Origin of the sequence: Streptomyces sp. NPDC050674 (assembly GCF_040654575.1) — a bacterium.
In the GTDB taxonomy this organism is placed as follows: Bacteria; Actinomycetota; Actinomycetes; order Streptomycetales; family Streptomycetaceae; genus Streptomyces.
In genome coordinates this window covers 1-12,901 of sequence record NZ_JBFAIG010000018.1, presented here as the reverse complement: position 1 = coordinate 12,901, position 12,901 = coordinate 1, and the positions used below count along the sequence as shown (strand labels likewise).

Sequence of the window (12,901 nt, the reverse complement as noted above, 5' to 3'; positions counted from 1 at the left end):
TCAGCGGGCCGCCACCGGCACGAGGGTGAGGTAGGCCAGGCCGAGCACACCCCGGTAGGTGAGCCACCTGGCGCGGTGCCGGTCGAGGCGCTCGCGGGTCTCGGCCGCCCGGGGGTGATCGGGGTGTCCGGCGAGCCACACCTCGGTGTCCGCGAGGTACCCCGACTCGAACGCCTCCCATTCGTCGAGGCTCGCGGTCTCCGTCCACTCCGGCCTGAATCCCGCGTCGACCGCCATGGCGACGAGGGTCGCGAGGTCGGGGTGGTCGGTGAGGGCCGCGTCCGGCCACATGCGGGACAGCTCGCCGGGGGTGGGGGCGCGCTCCCAGAAGCCCTCGCCGAGCAGGACGCGGCCGTGGTCGGTGACGAGGCGGCGGAGGTCGGCCAGCGCGTCGGGGAGCCGGTCGCCGAGCGCCTGGCTCGCGCCCACGCACAGGACGAGGTCGGCGGGGCCGCGGGTGGTTCCTGTGGCGGACTCCTCGAGGAACCGGGCCCGGGAGGCCAGTCCGCGCTCCGCGGCGGCCTTCCGCCCGCGCGCCAGGTCGTCGGCGTCCAGGTCGATGCCGGTGCCGGTCGCCTCCGGCGTGGTGGCCAGGACGCGGAGCATCAGTTCGCCGGTGCCGCAGCCGATGTCCAGGACGGTGGTGGGGCGGTGGCGGGTGAGGCGCTGTACGAGGTCGGCCGCCCTCGCCTCGGACAGCGGGCCGTGGAAAGTGAGGCGGGTGCGGTGGGGTGGGGTCATGTGGGGGGACGCTACGGGGGTCGTGGGGCAGCGGCACGGGGTTTTCGGTGCTCGGCGTTCGTGCTGGGGGCGGGTGGGTCCGCGGCCCGGCGTAGCGGGGTGCCTCCCCCAAGCCCCCGGCCTCGCTCGAGCAGGGGGACCCCACGCCCACCCGTGCCGCCCCGAGCGGTACGCGTGCCCGCAGCTGGGCGGCCGACTGCCCGCAGCGGGGGAGGGCTACTGCGTCACCGTGAAGTTCCTCAGGATCGCCGCCGCCAGGTCCGGGTCGCCCTCCGTCTTCAGCCGGTCGGACACCGCCTCCGGGCTCACGCGCCCGCAGGCCAGGCGGACGTACGTCTCCCAGTCGAGCGTCAGGGTCGCGGCCGGGCCGAGGGCCGGGGCCGTCTCCAGGGTGCCGCGGCCCTGGATGTCGACGCGGATCGTGCGCAGGAACTCGACGGGCCCGTGCACGTCGAAGACGATCGCCGAGCTGCGCGGCGCCTGCGCGTCCTCGGCCACCACGCGCGGGAGTTCGCCGAGCAGCACGTCACGGGCGACCAGCGCGCCGGGGGAGTCGAGGTTGCCGGGCCGGCCCAGGGCCGTGCGCAGGTCCTGCTCGTGCACCCACACGTCGAACGCGTGCCGCCGCATCGACTCCTCGAGGGTGAGCTCGCTGCCGAGCGGCCCCCGCACCTTGGTGCCCGGGTCGCGCGAGTCGTTGCGCAGCTGCCGGTTGCGGCGGATGATCACGTACTCCAGCTCGGAGGTCATCTCCGGCGCCGTGTGGTGGCGGCGCACGTCGACCTGCATCTCCATGTAGCGCTGGTGCTCGTTGGTGACGTGGAAGAGGTCACGCGGCAGGCTGTGGATGGGCCGCGGGTCGCCGAGCATCTCGCAGTCCAGACCGATGACATGGGAGACCACGTCCCGCACCGACCACCCCGGGCACGGCGTCCGCCGGTTCCACTCGGCCTCCACGAGCGGCTGGACCAGCTCGGATATCGCTTCGACGGAGTGGGTCCAGGCGTCGGCGTAGGGCTGGAGGGTGGGATGCAGACTCACGGAACGGGACCCCTCGGCGGTCGGTGCACGGGCAGGTGGTGGCGGCGTTGCCAGTGGGAGGTGGCGGCTGTCGGCGGGCGTCTCGCGAGCTAAGTTACGCTGCTCTGGGGCACCCCGGCAGTGCTTTCGTGTGACGATCGTAGGCCCGTGTGGACGACTCGAATGCCAGGACGGTGGTAGTGTGCGCGCCTCTGTGATCCAGATCGCCGTGAACGAGGACGAATCGGTCGAAGCGCGTCGGCGGCGGGCGGCCGACCTGGTCCGTGAACAGGCCGGAGCCGACCTGGTCCTCCTGCCGGAGCTGTGGACCACGGGGGCCTTCGCCTACGAGGAGTTCGCGCGCGAGGCCGAGCCGCTCGAAGGGCCGACCTACGAGGCGATGGCCAAGGCCGCGAGCGACGCGGGCGTCTGGCTGCACGCGGGCTCCGTCCCGGAACGGGACCCCGAGGGTCCGCTCTACAACACCTCCCTCGTCTTCTCCCCCTCCGGCGACCTGGCCGCGGCCTACCGGAAGATCCACCGCTTCGGCTTCGACAAGGGCGAGGCCGTGCTGATGGGGGCGGGCAGCGAGCTGGTGACGGTGCGGCTGCCCGCGACGACCCTGGGCCTGTCCACCTGCTACGACCTCCGCTTCCCCGAGCTCTTCCGCGGGCTCGTCGACGCCGGGGCCGAGACGCTCGTGGTGGCGGCGGGCTGGCCGGAGCGCCGCCGGTCCCACTGGACGCTCCTGGCCCAGGCACGGGCCGTGGAGAACCAGTCGTTCGTCCTCGCCTGCGCGACGGCCGGGACACACGCCGGAATTCCCCAGGCCGGTCACTCGATCGTGGTGGACCCGTGGGGTGAGGTGCTGGCGCAGGCCGGTGCCGGCGAGGAGGTCCTCACGGTGGAGTTCGACCCCGGGAAGGTCACGGCGACCCGTGAGCAGTTCCCGGCGCTGAAGGACCGGGTGCTGGGCCTCCAGCCCCCGCGCCGGCCCTGACCCGGGCGCCCTCAGTCCTCCCGTTCCTTCTCCGCCAGGTGGATCACACACACGGCCACCGCGATGAGCAGCGCGGGATCCGCGTCCTCGCGGACGACGTCCACGCCGTAGGTGTCCCGCACGGTCAGCCACCGCCGGGAGATCACCGCCAGCAGCTCCCCGTCGTACTCGACGGCGAACTCCCGGTCCAGGATCTTGCCGCTGACGTCGAGTTCGTTGCCGTCGGCCAGGGACACCCGGTAGTGGTTGCGCAGCAGGGACAGCCGTTTGCGGCGGATCGTCGCCAGCGGCTCCCCGCCGCGCTGGAGCACCATGGTGTCGCGCAGGGCGAGCATCTTCTGGTGGATGTCGACGAGGACGCGTCCCTGGGGGTCCTTCAGCTCCCAGGTGTCCCGCAGCCGCAGCGCCTTGCCGTCGACGAGGAACACCTTGCTGCCGTGGTCGTCCTCGATCCAGTAGTCGTCACCGAAGCCGAGAAGCCGGTCGTACACGAGGAATCTCATGGGACCAGGGCTTCCCCGCCGCCCGGTCCAAAACGCCGTCTGTAGGCCGACGGGCTGAGGCCGGTCGCCCGCCGCAGGCGCGTGCGCAGGTTGGCGGCGGTACCGAGCCCGCTCCGGGCCGCCACCACGTCCAGCCGTTCCTCGCCCCGTTCGATCAGCCGGCAGGCCAGCGCCACCCGCTCCTCGATCAGCCAGGCGAGTGGTGTCGTTCCGAGCTGGGCGCGGAAGCGCCGGTGGAGCGTGGCGGGGCTGACACGCGCGTGTGCGGCCAGGTCCGCCACCGTCAGCGGATCGCCCAGCCGCTCCTGCACCCATGCCAGCAGCGGCGCCAGGGACTCGTCCCGCACGTGCGGCACCGGCCGCTCCACGAACTGTCGCTGTCCACCGTCCCGGTGCGCTGCGAACACCAGCCGGCGCGAGACGTGGTTGGCGATCTCGGCGCCGTGGTCGCGCCGCCAGATGTACAGCCCGAGATCGAGCGCCGCCGCGCTGCCGGCGGCCGTGAGGATGTCGCCCTCGTCCACGAACAGCACGTCCGGCTCCAGCAGCACCTTCGGGTGCAGCCGGCGGAACGAGTCCGCCCAGCGCCAGTGCGACGAGGCCCGCCTCCCGTCCAGCAGCCCGGCCTCGGCGAGAGCGAAGGTGCCGGTGCAGAAGCTCACGACCCGAGCGCCTCGCGCGTGTGCGCGCCGGATCGCGTCGAGCACGTCGGGGCCGCGCGGTACGACGTTGTCCGGCCGGCCAGGCACGAGAAGTGTGTCCGCGCGGTCCACCGTCTCCAGGCCCGGGAGGTCCGTGAGCGTGAAGAAGCCGTGGTTCATCCGGATCTCCGGGGTGGGCCCGCACACCGTCACCTCGTACAACGGCCCCGGCAGACCCAGCTCGGGTCGCGGCAGCCCGAACAGCTCGGTGGCCACCCCGACCTCGAACGGATTGGTGCCCTCGTCGACGATCACGGCGACCCGGTGCGGACGCTGCGAGGATCCTTGCGGCATGTGCGATTCCTAGCACTCGCGAGGGCTGTCCGGTAGCCCGCAGGATCCCTTCATGACCAAGGAATCCGTCTCCCTGGCCCACGCCCTGGCCTCCTTCTCCGAGCAGTGGAGCCCCCGCATCGTCACCGCCGTCAACGACTATGACGTCCGCGTCGCCAAGGTAGAGGGCGAGCACGTCTGGCACGTCCACGACCACACCGACGAGTTCTTCCTCGTGCTCGACGGCGAACTCCACATCGGCCTGCGCGAGGCGGCGGGCGAGCGCACAGTCGTCCTCCCCAAGGGCAGCGTCTTCACGGTTCCGCGCGGCACCGAACACAAGCCGTCCGCCCCGGTCCCCACCGCGATCCTCATGTTCGAACCGACCGGCACCCTGACGGTCGGCGATCACCACGACGAGATCCCGGCCCATGTGGACGCCACGACGGGACACCTGCTGGGCTGATCGCCGGGGCCGGGAACGAGCCGGCCTGTCACACCTCCAGTTCCTCCGATGCTTCCTCGCCGTCCGTGACCGCTTCCTCCTGTGCGGCTTTCCGGCGCAGGTTCTCCACGTCCGTCTGCAGGCCGATGAGCAGCTTGTGCAGTTCGTCGAGGACGGTCACCGGGACGATGGGGGTGTGGCTGCCGACCTCCGGTTCGAGGAGGAGCAACCGGTCGAGGGAGTCCCGGGCGCCCGTGACGCTCTGCCGCAGGACGTACCGGTGTTCGGCGGCCCGCTGGCTGGCGGGCAGGGACACCTCCTGCGACGGCCCCGGAGCCGGGTCTGTGGACGAGCCGGCCTCCCGGCTCTCGCCGTCCCCGGTTTCGCTCGTCACGCCCTCGCCGGTCGCGCCTGTCACACCCCCGTCGGCTTCCGCCGGTCCCGCCGCTGGGCCGGTCCTCGGCTCCGGCTGGGGCGGCACGAAGAGTGCCTTATGAGGGCGCGCCTTGAGGGCCCGGTCCGGGTTCGATGCCCAGACGACGTCCCACTGATGCAGCATCACCGGCACACCGTCGGCGTCGCGCTCGATCTGGTCGGCCTCGTCGAGGTCCACCTTGAAATGCACGTACGGCGTGGCGGCCTCGCCCTCCGCCTTCTGCTTGTGGATGAGCTGGCGCATCGTCACGGCGTTCTCGGGCAGCGCGTCGCTGCGAAACCGGTTCGCGGCGAGGGCGAGGGTCCACAGCCCCAGCTCGTTGTGCTGCTGGGACAGGTCCTCGATGACCTGGTTGACGTCGGCGCGGAACGGGACGCCGCCCTTCTCCTTGGCGGCCATGAGGGCCGATCCGACGTTGCGGGTGAGGAGCTTGTCGGCGATCAGCGCCACGCCCCCGGCCACGGCCAGGGTGCATCGGGCGTCCCTGTCGCCGAGCAGGGCGGGCTTCACCAGACTGGTGAAGTCGTCGGTGGGCAGGGGTTCCCACTCCTGGATCACGTCAGAGGTGAGGACGCCGCCGTTGTTCCAGGCGTTGCGTGCCTGGGTGGTGACGTGCTTCTTGTACGAGCGCCACGGGAGGTCGATCAGCGGACCGAGCAGTTCCGCGAACCCCTTGAGGCCCATGCGCCTGCCGCCCTTGATTGCCTTGGCCTGGTCCTTCAGCGGGTCGAGAAGCTCCGGGCGGGTCAGCGCGTGCACCAGGTAAACGCTGCGCCACAGGGCGGTGCCGGGCGGGGCCGTGCCCCCGTCGGTGGCGAACACGGAGGGAATCTCCTCCACCGGGATCCGGCCGACGGCCAGTCCGTAGACGACCTGGAGGTCGTCCTTGGGGACGAGCGAGTCGCCGAGTTGGATCACGCGCTTGAGGGCGCGGGTGGCGACCTCGACGTTCTGTGCGGCCGTGTCCCACTGCTTGAACTCGACGTGCACCGAGGCCAGGACAGAGCGGATCGCGTCGTCGAAGATGTCCTCGGCGGCCAGCAGATGCCCGGGGTGGCCTTCCGCCCCGACGGCGATCTGGGCCGGGAGGACGTAGGTCTGGGCGATCTGGGCGGCGCGCGTTCCCGGCTCCTCCGCGGTCATGGCCTGGGCGAACTCCTTCCTGAGCGCCCGGCGCCATCGCTCGCGGCCGGCGGCCAGCCGCTGTCCGAGCGGGTCACTGCCGGGCCCCGAAGACACGGCGGAGTTCTTGCCGAACAGTGAGTCCACCGCGAGTCCCGCCGCTTCCGCCGCGTCCGCGTCCGGCCCGGCCTGCACGGCCCAGGCGCTTGCGAGCCGGGTGATGCCGTCCCGTACCACCAGGGCGTGGAAGGACTCGGTGCCGTCCTCGAAGGTGATCTCGACGGGGTGGGTGATGAGGTTGCGGGTGACCTTGCGGGCGAGGATGGAGGGCGCGTAGCTGTTGAGGGACAGGGTGCCGTGGATGGTCTGCCACACGTGGTTCCGCAGGTGCGCGAGGTCCTGGAATCGGTAGCGGACGATGGCGCAGGGCCGGTCCTCGTCGGTGATGCCCTGCACCTGGGGGTCGGGGATCTCCATGACCTCCATGCCCGTGCGGGGCTGGATGCCGGGCAGCACTTCGCTCAGGTAGACCCGGGTGACCACCGAGTGCAGGGTGGCACCGTCGACGTTCTCCACCATCAGCAGCCCGGCGGGCTCCTCCGGGGTGGGACGCAGCTGTACCGCCACCCCGTCGGGCCCGGTCGTGGCGCGGGCGACGGCTCGCCAGGCCGCCTCCGGCAGCAGCGTCACCGGGTTGGCCTCGCCCGCCGCCACCACCTTCGCCAAATCCGCGTCCCCGGTCGCGACCGGTAGGTCGGGCTCGACATTGGACACCAGTACGGAATCGGAACCCCACTGCACGGTGAAGGAGCGGGGAGCGTGAACGGGCATGGGCGATGTCCTCCGGGAGAAGGCGGCGGTAAGGCGGTGTGGTTGTGAAGGGGAGCAGCGGCCCGATGCTCTCGGGCCGCTGCTCGGCAGTCGGCGGACCGGCTTTCGTCAGATCCCGATGGGCCGCGCGGCACCCGGCAGCAACTCGGGGAGCCAATCCCAGAGGAACCGGCGGTGGTGGGATCGTGCGTAGTGCTGGTAGGCGCAGTACGCGACGAACTCCGCGGCCTCCAGCAGGCCTCCCGCCTCGGCGGACGCGTACGGCGCACTCCGGACCAGGCTCGGGGCGGCGGGAACGGGGCCGGGGGTGAGCTCGTACCACGTGGTGTCGGCCGGGGTGCGGATGAGCGCCAGGGCGGACGACCTGTCCCTCGCGTGCCGGGAGGACAGCTCACCGAGGACGGCCTCGGTCGTGGCGGTGGCGCTCATGCCCCGTCCGCGGGCGCTGCCGACCGTGGTCCTCGGCAGCCGGGCGACCACCCCCAGCCCCCGCCGCAGGACGTGCCGGTAGCTCCACTGTTCGGCCCGGTTCGGACCACGGTGGGCCGACGGGAAGCGCGGCCTGCCCTGCCCGGCGGCGAGTTTCCTGGCGCGAAGCGTGTCACCGCGCCTGATGTTCAGCGCGGGATCCGCGTACAGCTCCTCGCGGAAACCGCCCCAGACGTCCGTGGCTTCCTTCGACTCCAAGGCCTCGTAGGGCATGTGGAGCCACCCGGCGACGGACATGTCCGGGCCGCCGGACAGGACGGTGAAGTAGACACTCCCAGGTGGATTGTTCGCGTTTGTGAAGATGGGAGGTGTGTGTTCGGTCTCGCCGCCGGCGGCGGGGATGGCAGAGTGGCTTTCGGAAGCGCTCAAGGCTCAACTCCGATGCATGGCACGGGATGTCGTGGAGCCTCCGCTGCAACGCGGTGCTCGTGCGTTGCAGGCGCCTCGCTTCGCACGTTGATGAAACTACTGTCTGAGTGGCGGGCCACCAAGCCGATCAAGACGGTCGGTCGAACCCGGACGTACACTGCCCCGAAGTGATCCGATCGGGGCGAGATCGGGCAGTAAGTAGTCGCTTACGCGCCCAAGTGCCCCAGCGCTTCGGGGTAGTTGTCGAAGAGCCGGGGCAGCGGGCTTTGCCCGAGCTTGTCGAGGGCGGCGAGCGTCGATGCGATGGCCACGGTCTGGCCGAGGGCGCTGGTCTTCTCGATGACGAACACGTACTCGTTCTCGGAAGTCGGCAGCCGCCGGGGCAGCGTGATGAGTCCGAGCTTGTCGAACTCCTTGGAGATCTCATCGCACAGCTCGGCGCTCAGACGCTGCCGCTCCGGCGCCGCGTACTTCTTGATGAAGCGCATCGAGAGCCGCTTGATGCCGTGGTCCACCTCGACGGCGTGAGCGATAACGGTGAAGTTCATAACTCAGCACATTACTGAGTTAGTTGCTGAGATACCTGGGCTTGCGTCGAAAGCCTCCCGGACGCTCGCGATACCCGGGGTGCGGACCTCGCTGTCCTACACCCCGTAGCCGTCGCTGTAGCCGTCGCGGCGGTGGTGGTGTGCCGCCGGGTCTTCGACGACCGGCGTGGTGGGGGGCACCACCACGCGCCTGCGCCGCGCGATGCTGCTGAACGTGGTGACGCCGATCAGTCCGACGATCATCAGAATGATGCCGACCAGGTCGAGGTTGACCCCTTGCATGTCCCAGTCGGTCGCGAACGTGAGGATGGCTCCCACGGCGATGAGGATGATGCATCCGCCGAGGCCCATGTGTGTCGCCTCCCTGTACGGTCCGGTCGTTCCGGTCCCGAACACCGGGTACCCCCGCGGCGAACACCCATGCGGTGACGCGTGGTTCTACCTCTCCAGGAAGGCCGTCAGCGCGTTGGCGAGCAGGAACGGGTCGTCGGCGCCGCACAGTTCGCGCACGCTGTGCATCGACAGGATGGCCACGCCGATGTCGACGGTCCTGATGCCGTGCCGGGCGGCGGTGATCGGGCCGATCGTGGTGCCGCAGGGCATGGAGTTGTTGGAGACGAACGACTGGAACGGCACGTCGGCCGCCTCGCAGGCCGCCGTGAACTCGGCGCGCCCCGAACCGTCCGTGGCGTAGCGGTTGTTGACGTTGACCTTGAGGATCGGGCCGCCGTTGACACGCGGGTGGTGCGTCGGGTCGTGCCGCTCCGCGTAGTTGGGGTGGACGGCGTGGCCGGTGTCGGAGGAGAGGCAGACCGTGCCGGCGAAGGCGCGCGCCCGGTCCTCGTAGGTGCCGCCGCGGGCGAAGACCGAGCGCTCCAGCACGGTGCCGAGCAGCGGTCCGTCCGCGCCGGTGTCGGACTGGGAGCCGTTCTCCTCGTGGTCGAAGGCGGCCAGGACCGGGATGGACGTCAACGGGCCGGAGGCCGCGGCCGTCAGCGCCGCCGTGCCGGCGTGCACGGACAGCAGGTTGTCCATGCGGGGACCGGCCAGCAGTTCGCGGTCGCGGCCGAGGTAGGCGGGAGGTTCGACGGAGTGGGTCATGAGGTCCCAGCCGGTGACCTCGCCGGCGGGGATGCCGGCCTCCTCCTCCAGGAAGGCGATCAGGTCGCCGTCGCGCACATCGCGGCCGAGGCCCCACACCGGCTGCATGTGCCGCTGCTTGTCGAGCTTGAGGCCGTCGGCCGTCACCGAGCGGTCCAGGTGGATGGCGAGCTGCGGGACCCGCAGCAGCGGCCGGTCGACGTCGACCAGGCGCGTGGAGCCGTCGCGCAGGGTCAGCCGGCCCGCGAGGCCGAGGTCGCGGTCGAGCCAGGAGTTGAGCAGCGGTCCGCCGTAGATCTCCACGGCCACCTGCCGCCAGCCGTGCGCCCCGCTGTCGGGGAGCGGCTTGACGCGCAGGTTGGGGGAGTCGGTGTGGGCGCCGACGATCCGGAACGGTGTGTGGGGGGCGGCGCCCTCCGGCACGTACCAGGCGACGATCGCGCCGCCGCGCAGGACGTACTTGCCGCCGCTCGTCCCGTCCCACGCGTCCGTCTCGGCGACCTGCTTGAAGCCCGCCTTCTCCAGCCGTTCGGCGGCGGTGGCCACGGCGTGGTACGGCGTGGGGCTCGCCGCCAGGAAGGTCATGAGGTCGTCGGTGTGGCCGCGGTCGAAGCGGGCTGGTTGGGTCATGGGTTCACCTTAACGACGGACGAGGGCCCGTTCCCGGCGTAGGGGAACAGGCCCTCGAACACAGGACGCGGGAGAACTAGAACGCGGCCTCGTCCAGCTCCATCAGGTCCAGCTCGACACCCTCGGCGACCTTGCGGGCCAGGGTGACGCCCGGCAGGACGTTGGCGGCGAAGAACTTCGCGGCGGCGATCTTGCCGGTGTAGAAGGCCTTGTCCTTGGCGGAGGCCGTCTCCAGCTTCTCGGCGGCGATCGCGGCGCCCCGAAGCAGCAGGTAACCGACGACGACGTCACCGGAGGCCATCAGCAGGCGGGTGGTGTTGAGCCCGACCTTGTAGATGTTCTTGACGTCCTGCTCGGTGGCGGCGAGGTCGGTGAGCATCAGGCCGACGATGGCCTCCAGCTCGACCGCGGCCTTGGCGAGGTGCTCGCGGGCAGCGGCCAGCTCCTCACCGCCCGTGCCGAGGGCGAGGAACTTCTTGATGTCCTCGGCGAGGGAGTTCAGCGCGGCGCCCTGGTTGCGGACGATCTTCCGGAAGAAGAAGTCCTGGCCCTGGATGGCCGTGGTGCCCTCGTAGAGGGTGTCGATCTTGGAGTCCCGGATGTACTGCTCGATCGGGTACTCCTGGAGGAAGCCGGAGCCGCCGAAGGTCTGCAGCGACTGGGCGAGCTGCTCGTAGCCCTTCTCGGAGCCGTAGCCCTTGACGATCGGCAGGAGCAGGTCGTTGAGGGCCTCCAGGGTGGAGGTGTCCTCGCCGGCGGCCTCCTTGATCTGGATCTCGTCCTGGATCGCCGCGGTGTGCAGGACCAGGGCGCGCATGCCCTCCGCGTACGCCTTCTGCGTCATGAGCGAGCGGCGCACGTCCGGGTGGTGGGTGATGGTGACCTTGGGCGCGGTCTTGTCCATGAAGTTGGCCAGGTCGGGACCCTGGACGCGCTCCTTGGCGTACTCCAGCGCGTTGAGGTAGCCCGTGGACAGCGTGGAGATCGCCTTCGTGCCGACCATCATGCGGGCGAACTCGATGATGCGGAACATCTGGCGGATGCCGTCGTGCTTGTCGCCGATCAGCCAGCCCTTGGCGGGGTGCTGGTCGCCGAAGGTCATCTCGCAGGTGTTGGAGGCCTTCAGGCCCATCTTGTGCTCGACGTTGGTGGCGTAGACGCCGTTGCGCTCGCCCAGCTCGCCGGTCTCGAAGTCGAAGAGGTACTTCGGGACGAGGAACAGGGACAGGCCCTTGGTGCCGGGGCCGGCGCCCTCGGGGCGGGCGAGCACGTAGTGGAGGATGTTCTCCGACATGTCGTGCTCACCGGAGGTGATGAAGCGCTTCACGCCCTCGATGTGCCAGGAGCCGTCCTCCTGCTGCACGGCCTTGGTGCGGCCGGCGCCGACGTCGGAGCCCGCGTCGGGCTCGGTGAGCACCATCGTGGAGCCCCACTGCTTCTCGGTGGCGATCTTGGCTATGTGCTTCTGGACCTCGTTGCCCTCCTCGAAGAGGATGCCGGCGAAGGCCGGGCCCGAGGAGTACATCCACACGGCCGGGTTGGCGCCCAGGATCAGCTCGGCGTACGCCCAGATCAGGGAGCGGGGCGAGGTGGTGCCGCCGATCTCCTCGGGCAGGCCGAGGCGCCAGTACTCGGAGTCCATGAAGGCCTGGTAGCTCTTCTTGAAGGACGCGGGGACCGGTGCCGTGTTGGTCTCCGGGTCGAAGACCGGCGGGTTGCGGTCGGCGTCGATGAAGGATTCCGCCAGGTCGTTCTCCGAGAGGCGGGTCATCTCCTCCAGGATGCTCTTGGCGGTCTCGACGTCCATCTCCTCGAACGGACCGGTGCCGTACACCTTGTCGCGGCCGAGTACCTCGAAGAGGTTGAACTCGATGTCGCGGAGATTCGACTTGTAGTGCCCCATGGTGACGGCTCCCGGCTCCGTAGAGAGTTCTGCGAGGCACTGGATCCTCGCGCTAGTTCGCGTACCAACAAGTAGCTCCGATGATGCTACCCGTCGGTAATAAGAAGCAACCCCGTTCCGGTCATCTGTGACGCGTGGCTCATACCGGCAACAGGCCGGCCCGGCCCTCCGTGCTCGGTACGCTTGCGCTCATGTACGGCTACGACCAGACAGCGGGCCCGCAAGGGCAGTACGCGCCTCCGCAGCAGCCGATGTCCGGCGGGTACGGGCAGCAGCCGCCGCTGTACCCCGAGCCGTCCCCGCCCTCGCTCACGGACGCGGTGCGCGCGTTCACCACCGGGCAGATGGCGGCGGAGGACTTCCAGCAGGTCTTCGCCACGTCGAAGGTCTACTGCCCGCGCGGTGACAACCCCGGTTTCCTCGCGCTGCACAACACCCAGCAGCCGGTCATCCCGATGTTCAGCACGCTCAAGGAGCTGCGCCGGTACGCGGGCAAGGAGTCCAAGTACTTCGTGATCACCGGCGCCGAGGTCCTGGACCTGCTGCCGACGGGCTACGGCTTCGTCCTCGACATGGAGGGCGACCACCGCATGGTGTTCGACGCGAAGGCCGTGGAGCAGATGGTCGAGTTCGCGATGCGGCGGATGTACGGCTAGGGCCTGTCGTTTGGATCAGGTCGGCCGGGAGTGACTGGGCCTCTCGGCCGAGCCGAGCGGGGTGTGGTGCGTGCAGCTGCAAGGCGGAGGAGGGCTTCAACGCGATGGGGGTCCCTCCCGCGCGAGCGCAGCC

The 12,901-nt window shown here is 70.4% G+C and carries 13 protein-coding genes; 3 read left to right on the top strand and 10 right to left on the bottom strand.

Going from position 1 to position 12,901, the window contains the following annotated elements:
- Complete coding sequence (locus tag AB0I06_RS26690) at positions 1–741, bottom strand: class I SAM-dependent methyltransferase (RefSeq protein ID WP_363121370.1); 741 nt, start codon at positions 739–741, stop codon at positions 1–3.
- Between the two features lie 216 nt (positions 742–957).
- Positions 958–1,782 (bottom strand): maleylpyruvate isomerase family mycothiol-dependent enzyme, encoded by an 825-nt coding sequence (locus AB0I06_RS26685; protein ID WP_363121369.1) that lies wholly within the window; start codon positions 1,780–1,782, stop codon positions 958–960.
- Positions 1,783–1,963: 181 nt separating this feature from the next.
- Between AB0I06_RS26685 and AB0I06_RS26680 the strand changes: the two genes are divergently transcribed.
- A complete protein-coding gene (locus AB0I06_RS26680; RefSeq protein WP_363121368.1) occupies positions 1,964–2,761 on the top strand; it encodes a carbon-nitrogen family hydrolase in 798 nt (265 codons plus the stop codon).
- An 11-nt stretch (positions 2,762–2,772) separates the two neighbouring features.
- On the opposite strand, the gene AB0I06_RS26675 is transcribed toward AB0I06_RS26680, so the two are convergent.
- Together AB0I06_RS26675 and AB0I06_RS26670 are read right to left on the bottom strand one after the other, a co-directional pair.
- Entirely contained in the window at positions 2,773–3,264 is a 492-nt protein-coding gene (locus tag AB0I06_RS26675) for an LURP-one-related family protein (protein ID WP_363121367.1), read from the bottom strand.
- Positions 3,261–4,259 (bottom strand): helix-turn-helix domain-containing protein, encoded by a 999-nt coding sequence (locus AB0I06_RS26670; RefSeq protein WP_363121366.1) that lies wholly within the window; start codon positions 4,257–4,259, stop codon positions 3,261–3,263. Before AB0I06_RS26670 ends, AB0I06_RS26675 begins: the two co-directional genes overlap by 4 nt.
- A 52-nt stretch (positions 4,260–4,311) precedes the next feature.
- Here AB0I06_RS26670 and AB0I06_RS26665 point away from each other — a divergent pair, with 52 nt between their 5' ends.
- The gene (locus AB0I06_RS26665) at positions 4,312–4,704 is read left to right on the top strand and encodes a cupin domain-containing protein (protein ID WP_363121365.1); all 393 of its coding nucleotides are present in this window, start codon (positions 4,312–4,314) and stop codon (positions 4,702–4,704) included.
- 28 nt (positions 4,705–4,732) lie between these two features.
- Here the strand turns inward: AB0I06_RS26665 and AB0I06_RS26660 are convergent, their stop codons facing one another.
- The 6 genes from AB0I06_RS26660 to AB0I06_RS26635 all read right to left on the bottom strand — a co-directional run bounded on the left by AB0I06_RS26660 (position 4,733) and on the right by AB0I06_RS26635 (position 12,112).
- The gene (locus tag AB0I06_RS26660; protein WP_363121364.1) at positions 4,733–7,072 is read right to left on the bottom strand and encodes a hypothetical protein; all 2,340 of its coding nucleotides are present in this window, start codon (positions 7,070–7,072) and stop codon (positions 4,733–4,735) included.
- A gap of 108 nt (positions 7,073–7,180) precedes the next feature.
- Positions 7,181–7,774: a hypothetical protein gene (locus AB0I06_RS26655; protein WP_363121363.1), complete on the bottom strand. Its 594-nt coding sequence runs from the start codon at positions 7,772–7,774 to the stop codon at positions 7,181–7,183.
- A gap of 362 nt (positions 7,775–8,136) precedes the next feature.
- Positions 8,137–8,478 (bottom strand): hypothetical protein, encoded by a 342-nt coding sequence (locus AB0I06_RS26650; RefSeq protein ID WP_363121362.1) that lies wholly within the window; start codon positions 8,476–8,478, stop codon positions 8,137–8,139.
- Positions 8,479–8,574: 96 nt separating this feature from the next.
- On the bottom strand, positions 8,575–8,829 hold the full coding sequence (locus AB0I06_RS26645; RefSeq protein ID WP_361296595.1) for a DUF6458 family protein: 255 nt from the start codon (positions 8,827–8,829) through the stop codon (positions 8,575–8,577).
- An 87-nt stretch (positions 8,830–8,916) separates the two neighbouring features.
- Complete coding sequence (locus AB0I06_RS26640; RefSeq protein ID WP_363121361.1) at positions 8,917–10,209, bottom strand: M18 family aminopeptidase; 1,293 nt, start codon at positions 10,207–10,209, stop codon at positions 8,917–8,919.
- A 76-nt stretch (positions 10,210–10,285) separates the two neighbouring features.
- Positions 10,286–12,112, bottom strand: coding sequence for an acyl-CoA dehydrogenase (locus AB0I06_RS26635; protein WP_363121360.1), 1,827 nt, complete (start codon positions 12,110–12,112; stop codon positions 10,286–10,288).
- A 191-nt stretch (positions 12,113–12,303) separates the two neighbouring features.
- Here AB0I06_RS26635 and AB0I06_RS26630 point away from each other — a divergent pair, with 191 nt between their 5' ends.
- The gene (locus AB0I06_RS26630) at positions 12,304–12,768 is read left to right on the top strand and encodes an SseB family protein (protein ID WP_363121359.1); all 465 of its coding nucleotides are present in this window, start codon (positions 12,304–12,306) and stop codon (positions 12,766–12,768) included.
- Positions 12,769–12,901: the final 133 nt, after the last annotated feature.

What these genes read in the sequence shown, in the direction of transcription:
- AB0I06_RS26670 (WP_363121366.1), bottom strand. Translation starts at nt 4,259, where the DNA reads ATGCCGCAAGGATCCTCGCAGCGTCCGCACCGGGTCGCCGTGATCGTC.
- AB0I06_RS26665 (WP_363121365.1), top strand. Translation starts at nt 4,312, where the DNA reads ATGACCAAGGAATCCGTCTCCCTGGCCCACGCCCTGGCCTCCTTCTCC.
- AB0I06_RS26675 (WP_363121367.1), bottom strand. Translation starts at nt 3,264, where the DNA reads ATGAGATTCCTCGTGTACGACCGGCTTCTCGGCTTCGGTGACGACTAC.
- AB0I06_RS26690 (WP_363121370.1), bottom strand. Translation starts at nt 741, where the DNA reads ATGACCCCACCCCACCGCACCCGCCTCACTTTCCACGGCCCGCTGTCC.
- AB0I06_RS26630 (WP_363121359.1), top strand. Translation starts at nt 12,304, where the DNA reads ATGTACGGCTACGACCAGACAGCGGGCCCGCAAGGGCAGTACGCGCCT.
- AB0I06_RS26635 (WP_363121360.1), bottom strand. Translation starts at nt 12,112, where the DNA reads ATGGGGCACTACAAGTCGAATCTCCGCGACATCGAGTTCAACCTCTTC.
- AB0I06_RS26640 (WP_363121361.1), bottom strand. Translation starts at nt 10,209, where the DNA reads ATGACCCAACCAGCCCGCTTCGACCGCGGCCACACCGACGACCTCATG.
- AB0I06_RS26645 (WP_361296595.1), bottom strand. Translation starts at nt 8,829, where the DNA reads ATGGGCCTCGGCGGATGCATCATCCTCATCGCCGTGGGAGCCATCCTC.
- AB0I06_RS26650 (WP_363121362.1), bottom strand. Translation starts at nt 8,478, where the DNA reads ATGAACTTCACCGTTATCGCTCACGCCGTCGAGGTGGACCACGGCATC.
- AB0I06_RS26655 (WP_363121363.1), bottom strand. Translation starts at nt 7,774, where the DNA reads ATGCCCTACGAGGCCTTGGAGTCGAAGGAAGCCACGGACGTCTGGGGC.
- AB0I06_RS26660 (WP_363121364.1), bottom strand. Translation starts at nt 7,072, where the DNA reads ATGCCCGTTCACGCTCCCCGCTCCTTCACCGTGCAGTGGGGTTCCGAT.